At 70.8% G+C, this 6403-nt stretch carries 5 protein-coding genes; 4 read left to right on the top strand and 1 reads right to left on the bottom strand.

Features of this window, described 5'->3' with window-relative positions:
- Positions 1-186 precede the first annotated feature (186 nt).
- From D7Y13_RS36465 to D7Y13_RS36450, 4 genes are read left to right on the top strand one after another with little or no spacing between them, the layout of a single operon-like run.
- Entirely contained in the window at positions 187-1557 is a 1371-nt protein-coding gene (locus D7Y13_RS36465) for a TAXI family TRAP transporter solute-binding subunit (protein WP_120532114.1), read from the top strand.
- The gene (locus D7Y13_RS36460; protein WP_120582880.1) at positions 1557-2603 is read left to right on the top strand and encodes a nucleotidyltransferase domain-containing protein; all 1047 of its coding nucleotides are present in this window, start codon (positions 1557-1559) and stop codon (positions 2601-2603) included. Before D7Y13_RS36465 ends, D7Y13_RS36460 begins: the two co-directional genes overlap by 1 nt.
- Before the next feature lie 21 nt (positions 2604-2624).
- A complete protein-coding gene (locus D7Y13_RS36455; protein WP_120582881.1) occupies positions 2625-4220 on the top strand; it encodes an MBL fold metallo-hydrolase in 1596 nt (531 codons plus the stop codon).
- Positions 4221-4249: 29 nt separating this feature from the next.
- The gene (locus D7Y13_RS36450; protein ID WP_120582882.1) at positions 4250-5974 is read left to right on the top strand and encodes an ABC transporter ATP-binding protein; all 1725 of its coding nucleotides are present in this window, start codon (positions 4250-4252) and stop codon (positions 5972-5974) included.
- 3 nt (positions 5975-5977) lie between these two features.
- Here D7Y13_RS36450 and D7Y13_RS36445 read toward each other — a convergent pair.
- Positions 5978-6403, bottom strand: a 426-nt coding sequence (locus tag D7Y13_RS36445; RefSeq protein WP_244222421.1) for a tellurite resistance TerB family protein, incomplete at its 5' end; no start/stop codon positions are given.

Raw genomic sequence — 6403 nt, 5'->3', positions numbered from 1 at the left:
AGCAAGGACACCGCCCACCCGCCGCGCCAACCCATGCCACACCCCTTACAAAAAGGCCTGGGAGGGAGGGTGTGTCGCGCAAGCGGATGCGCCAAGTGCCCCCGGGTCGGGCCGTGCTCGCCTGCCTGGACCCACGCAATGTACGGCAGGGCCTCGCACGGGGTGGTCGGTATACTGCGCATCCCCATGAAGACGGACTCGTTGAAAGCGCAGCTCAAGCGCACGTTGCGGCGCGACCTGTGGATTGCCATCGCCCCCGCGGCGCTCCTCATCGCGACCGCGTTCGCGGTGACGTTCTACTTCGTCAAACCCGCGCCCCCGAAGACGCTGGTGATGGCGCTGGCGCCGGACGAAGGCGGCTTCGGCTTCATGGCCAAGCGCTACCAGAAGTTCCTCGCGCAGCACGGGGTGACGCTGGAGCTGCGCCCCACGAAGGGCTCCGTCAGCAGCGTGGCCCTGCTGGACGTGGAGGACAGCGGGGTGGACATCGCGTTCGCGCAGAGCGGCACGACGGGCGGCAAGGGCCAGGAGGTGTCGGAGCACGTGGTGTCCCTGGGCAGCCTCTCCTACGTACCGCTGTGGGTCTTCTACCGGGGCGAGCGCGTGGAGGATGTGCGGGACCTGGCCGGCAAGCGCATCGCGGTGGGGCCGGAGGAGAGCGGCACGCGCTCACTGGCGCTGACGCTGCTCAAGGCGAACCGCGCGGACGCGGCGCCCACGCAGCTGCTGCCCCTGGACCGGGATGCGGCCATCGACGCGCTGAAGAATGGGACCGTGGACGCGGTGTTCCTGGTGGCCCCGGCGGAGTCGCCGCGCATCCAGAAGCTGGCGGCGGTGAAGGACGTGCGCCTCTTGAGCTTCACGCGCGCGGAGGCGTACACGCGCCGCTACCCGTACCTGTCGCGCCACGTGCTGCCCCGGGGCGTGTTCGACTTCGCGGCGGACCTGCCGGATCAGGACGTGCAGTTGCTCGCGCCCAACGCGCTGCTCGTGGCGCGTGACTCGTTGCACCCGGCGCTCGCCTATCTCCTGATGCGCGCGGCCAGTGAGGTCTCCGGCACGGCGGGCATCCTGGACAAGACGGGGGAGTTCCCCGCGCCGCTCGCCGCGGGCTTCCCGCTGAGCAGCGAGGCGAAGCGCTACTACGCGTCCGGCGTGCCGCTGCTCCAGCGCTACCTGCCGTTCTGGGCCGCGAACCTGGTGGACCGGCTGTGGGTGATGCTGGTGCCCATCATCGCGGTGGTGGTGCCGCTGATGCGCGCGGTGCCGGCGGTGTTCCTCTGGCGGGTGCGCTCGCGCATCTTCCGCTGGTACGCGCGGCTGAAGGAGATTGAGATCCAGCTGGAGGAGGATCCGGATCAGGAGATGCTCCAGGGCATGCTCAAGCGGCTGGAGGAGGCGGAGCGGGAGGTGAACCGCATCGCGGTACCGCTCGCCTACCAGGAGAACCTGTACTTCTTCCGCGAACACCTGGACATCGTGCGCCGCCGGCTCACCCGCAGGCTCGCGGGCGCGCCCGAGCACAAGGACCATCCGCTCCACCAGGTGCCCGCGTGATGGATGAAGAGGTGACGCTGGTCGGGTTGACGGAGGACATGCAGGTCAATGCCGTGCTGTTCGGCTTCGTGGGCCTGTACGCGATGATGTTCCCGGGGCGCGTGGCGGCCTGCTACCTGGTGGGCAGCCACGCCACGAGCGAGGCGGTGGGGGAGAGCGACCTGGACCTCACGCTCGTCTTCAAGGACACGTTCCTGCCGGGCGAGGAGGCCCGCTTCGAGCGCTTCCGCACGGCCCTGGGGCCGCTGTCCCGCCACCCATTGGACCTGAACGCGGTGGAGGAGGCGCGGCTCGTCGCGGAAGGCGAGGTCAACCTCAAGGAGAACGCGCTGCTCATCGCGGGAGAGGACCTGCGCGAGCGGATTCCGCTGATGCCGCTGGAGGCGTGGACGCGCCACTGCATGCACCAGCCCTACCGGTTCATCGAGCGCGCCCGCGCCCGCGCCGAGGACGCGCCCCTGCGCTTCCCGCTGGAGTACCCGGACGCCCGGGGCGAGCTGTATGGCTACGACTACCGCGAGGTGATGGACGCGAACGGCGTGCTCCACCGGGGCTTCAAGGAGCTGGTCACCCTGGCGTGCCGGATGGCGACGGCGGCGGTGGCGGTGGACGCGGGCCGGCACACCTTCTCCAAGCGCGACGCCATCCAGGCGCACCGCGAGCACCTCCACGACACCTGGACGCCCCTGTATGAATCCATCTTCGCGAGCCGCCAGCAGTGGGGCTACCGCGTGCCGGAGGACGCGGCGGCGCGGGCGACCCTGCGCGCGGCGTGCGCGCGGATGCTGGACGCGGAGAACGCCTTCCTCGCGCGCTACCGCGACTACCTGCTGGCGGAGCTGACGCGGGGGAGGCTTTCGGACCGGGTGCTGGCGGCGCGGCGGCTTGGCGACATCGCCTATCCGGACGCCGAGGTGCCGGAGGCGTTGCAGCGGCTCCTTGAAGCTCCGGAGGAGGATGCGGAGCCAGCGCTGCGCGAGATGGCCCGTGAGTCGTTGGACCGTCTGGCGCGACACCGCGGCGACCGCGCGTCGTCCGCGGCTTGAAGCCTTTTTGAAGGAGTGAGGATGTCGCGCCCCCCGGTGTACCTGAAGCAGAACGTCGTCGCCGAGCCGCTCCACAACCAGTGGTACGCATGGTGGTTCCTGGCGTCGCCCATGACGGCGCCCCTCTTCGTGGCGAACCTCCATGTGAAGATCATGGAGTCCTTCGTCGCCAACCCCGCCATCCACGTCGCGGCGCTCAAGAGCCCGGCGCTGCGCGGTGGGCCCTACCTGAACTGCGGCGTGGACCGCGTGGGGGAGGTGAAGGCGCTGCTGGAGCGCACGCTGGAGGAGGAGTCGCTGGCGCTGCGGTACGCGGGCGCGATGCGGGAGCTGGACGCGCTGCTCGCCTCCGCGGAGGGCTTCTCCATGGAGGAGCTGTACCCGCGCGTGCCGGAGCTGCTGCGCGGCTACGTGGAGCTCACCTACGACTTGAGGAACCGCGCGTCGCCGCGCTTCTTCGAGCCGCTGCTCTACAAGAGCCCCTTCCACCGCGAGTCCTCACAGAGCCTGTCGCTGCGGCTCATCCACGAGGACGCGCGCCCGTATGTCTTCAGCACGCCCCGGCTGGACGACACGCGCGACGGAAGCCTCCAGGTGCGGCTGCCCTTCCGCCATGATGCCTGGGACACGCTGTTCGCCATGCGCCGCACGCCGGCGCCCCTGGGGGCCGTGCACGACGCGCTGGGCATCGCGCCCCAGGACGGGGACACCTTCGCCACGTTCTTCACGCCCGAGCCGCCCCGGCCCGCGCCCCGCTATGACGGGGAAGGGGTGCGGGTGCGCTACTTCGGCCATGCGTGCGTGCTCATCGAGTCGCGCCACGTCAGCGTCCTCACGGACCCGGTGGTGAGCTACGACTTTCCCAGCGACCTGCCGCGCTACACCTTCGCGGACCTGCCGGAGCGCATCGACTACGTGGTGCTCACGCACGGCCACGCGGACCACCTGATGTTCGAGCCGCTCATCCAGTTGCGCCACCGCATCGGCACGGTGGTGGTGCCCGCGGGCGGCGGCGGCGCGCTGGTGGATCCGTCGCTGAAGCTGTTGCTCCAGCACGCGGGTTTCCGCAACGTGGTGACGCTGTCGGAGCTGGAGTCGCTGCCGGTGCCGGGGGGCGAGCTGATGGGTTTGCCCTTCCTGGGCGAGCACGGCGACCTGGACGTGCGTGGGAAGCTGGCGCACCTGGTGCGCCTGGAGGGCAAGGCGCTGTTGATGGCGGCGGACTCCAACGCGCTGGAGCCCCGGCTGTATGAGCACGTGCAGGCGCACACGGGCCCCATCGACATGCTGTGGCTGGGGATGGAGTCGGAGGGCGGGCCGCTCAGTTGGATGTACGGGCCGCTGCTGCCCGCGCCGCTGTCCCGGAAGATGGACCAGTCGCGGCGGCTCAACGGCTCCAACGCGGCGCGCGCCATCGACATCGTCCAGCGGCTGAAGCCGCGTCAGGTGCGCATCTACGCCATGGGGCGCGAGCCATGGCTGGGGCACGTGATGGTGATGGGCTACCACGAGCAGTCGCCGCAGCTGGTGGAGTCGCGCAAGCTGCTCGCGTACTGCAGGGAGCAGGGCGTGGACGCGGACATGCCCTACGGCCAGGCGGAGTCCTTCCTCCGGTGACGGTGCCAACGCCGGGGGCCCGGAATCCCGTGTCGGTGCGACGCCTGCTGGGGCTGGCCTGGGAGGAGCGGCGCGCGCTGGGCGTGGGGCTGGTCTTCCTCATCGTCGCCACGGTGCTGTCGCTGGTGTTCCCCCAGGCCCTGCGCGTCATCGTGGACGAGGCGCTGGGCGCGAAGGACCAGGGGCTCATCGACCGCACGGCGGTGTGGCTCTCCGTCGTCTTCGCGGTGCGCTCGGCGGCGGACGCGCTGCGCTTCTACTTCTTCAACACCGCGGGCGAGCGCACCGTGGCCCGCCTGCGCGAGGACCTGTTCGCGCGGCTGGTGGACCAGGAGGTGGCCTTCTTCGACACGCGCCGCACGGGGGAACTGACGAGCCGGCTGACGGCGGACACCACCGTGTTGCAGCACGCGGTCAGCAACAACATCGCCACCGCGCTTCGCAGCGGCGCGCAGGCGGTGGGCGGCATGACGATGCTCTTCTACACGTCGCCGTCGCTGGCGCTGTTGATGCTGGCGGTGGTGCCGCCGGTGGCCATCGCGGGCGTCGTGGTGGGGCGGCGGATAAGGACGGCGTCGCGGCAGGTGCAGGCGGCGCTGGCGGACGCCACGGGCGTCGCGGACGAGGTCTTCACCGGCATCCGCACGGTGCGCGCCTTCGCCGCCGAGCGGCACGAGGTGGGGCGCTACCGGGGGCGGCTGTCGCAGGTGCTGTCGCTGATGCGCCAGCGCTCGCGCCTGTCGGCGGCCTTCATGGCGGGCAGCGGCTTCGGAGGGCTCTTCGCCGCGGCGCTGGTGGTCTGGTACGGCAGCCGGTTGATGCTCCGGGGTGAGCTGTCCATGGGCAGCCTGACGTCGTTCCTCGCGTACACGCTGCTCGTGTCCACGGCGCTGAGCGGACTGACGGACCTGTGGGGGGACTTCATGCGCGCGTCGGGGTCCGCCGAGCGCGTGTTCGAGATGATCGACCGCGTGCCCGCCATCCCGCTGGAGGGCGGCGCGCGGCTGCCTGCCTTGCAGGGACGCGTGGAGTTCCGCGACGTGCGCTTCGCGTACCCCTCGCGGCTGGATGTGCCGGTGCTCCAGGGCCTGGACCTGGAGCTGGCGCCCGGCGAGGTGGTGGCGCTGGTGGGGCCTTCGGGTGGGGGCAAGTCCACCATCGCGGCGCTGCTCGCGCGCATGTACGACCCGCAGGGCGGTGGCATCTGGGTGGATGGCCATGCGCTGCCCACGTTGGATCCGGGCTGGCTGCGCCGGAACCTGGGCGCGGTGGCGCAGGAGCCGCTGCTGTTCTCCTGCTCCATCGCGGACAACATCCGCTACGGGCGACCGGAGGCCACCGACGCGGAGGTGGAGGCCGCCGCGAAGGCCGCGAACGCGCATGACTTCATTGGCCGCTTCCCGGAGGGCTACCGCACGGAGGTGGGGGAGCGGGGCGTGCAGCTGTCCGGCGGGCAGAAGCAGCGCGTGGCCATTGCACGGGCGGTGCTCAAGGACCCTCGCATCCTGGTGCTGGACGAGGCGACCAGTGCGTTGGACGCGGAGAGCGAGCACCTGGTGAAGGACGCGCTCGAGCGCCTGATGCAGGGGCGCACGACGCTCATCATCGCGCACCGGCTGTCCACGGTGGCCAATGCCCACCGGGTGCTGGTGCTGGAGTCCGGCCGCGTGGTGCAAAGCGGCAGCCACGCGGCGCTGATGGCCCAGGAGGGGCTCTACCGCCGCCTCGTGGAGCGGCAGTTCGTGGCGGCCTGAGCCCTACGGGGTGACGCCGAGCATCGCGCGGATCTGCCGGGTCATCTCGATTTCGGCTTCGTGGATGTGGCCGTCGCGGGCGATGAGCGCGTGGACGGCTTCGAGGACGGCGGTCGGGTTCTCGCGCAGCACGGTCACGTTCGGGGGAGGCAGGGGCTTTCCCTCCTGGAGGCACTGGGTGAGGGCGGTGAGCTCCGACAGGGGGACGCTGAAGCCGCGCGCGGTATCGATGATCTGCTCGATCTCCTCGCGGGTGACGCGGTCATCGCTGGTCGCCACCTGGAGCAGCAGCTTGATGACCTCGATGTGGAAGTGGGAGTCGGGGTTCGACGGGGTGACCATGCGGGTTGCATCCTCCAGGGTGGTCCAGGCTGACCTGCCCGGGGGGGACGCGTCCAGCGGCGTCTCGGGGGCAGGGCGCTCGCCGGG

Source organism: Corallococcus praedator, from assembly GCF_003612125.1.
Taxonomy (GTDB): domain Bacteria; phylum Myxococcota; class Myxococcia; order Myxococcales; family Myxococcaceae; genus Corallococcus; species Corallococcus praedator.
This window is presented reverse-complemented; position numbering and strand designations above follow the sequence as displayed.

Coding starts and splice junctions, on each gene's coding strand:
- D7Y13_RS36465 (WP_120532114.1), top strand. CDS start 187: ATGAAGACGGACTCGTTGAAAGCGCAGCTCAAGCGCACGTTGCGGCGC.
- D7Y13_RS36455 (WP_120582881.1), top strand. CDS start 2,625: ATGTCGCGCCCCCCGGTGTACCTGAAGCAGAACGTCGTCGCCGAGCCG.
- D7Y13_RS36460 (WP_120582880.1), top strand. CDS start 1,557: ATGGATGAAGAGGTGACGCTGGTCGGGTTGACGGAGGACATGCAGGTC.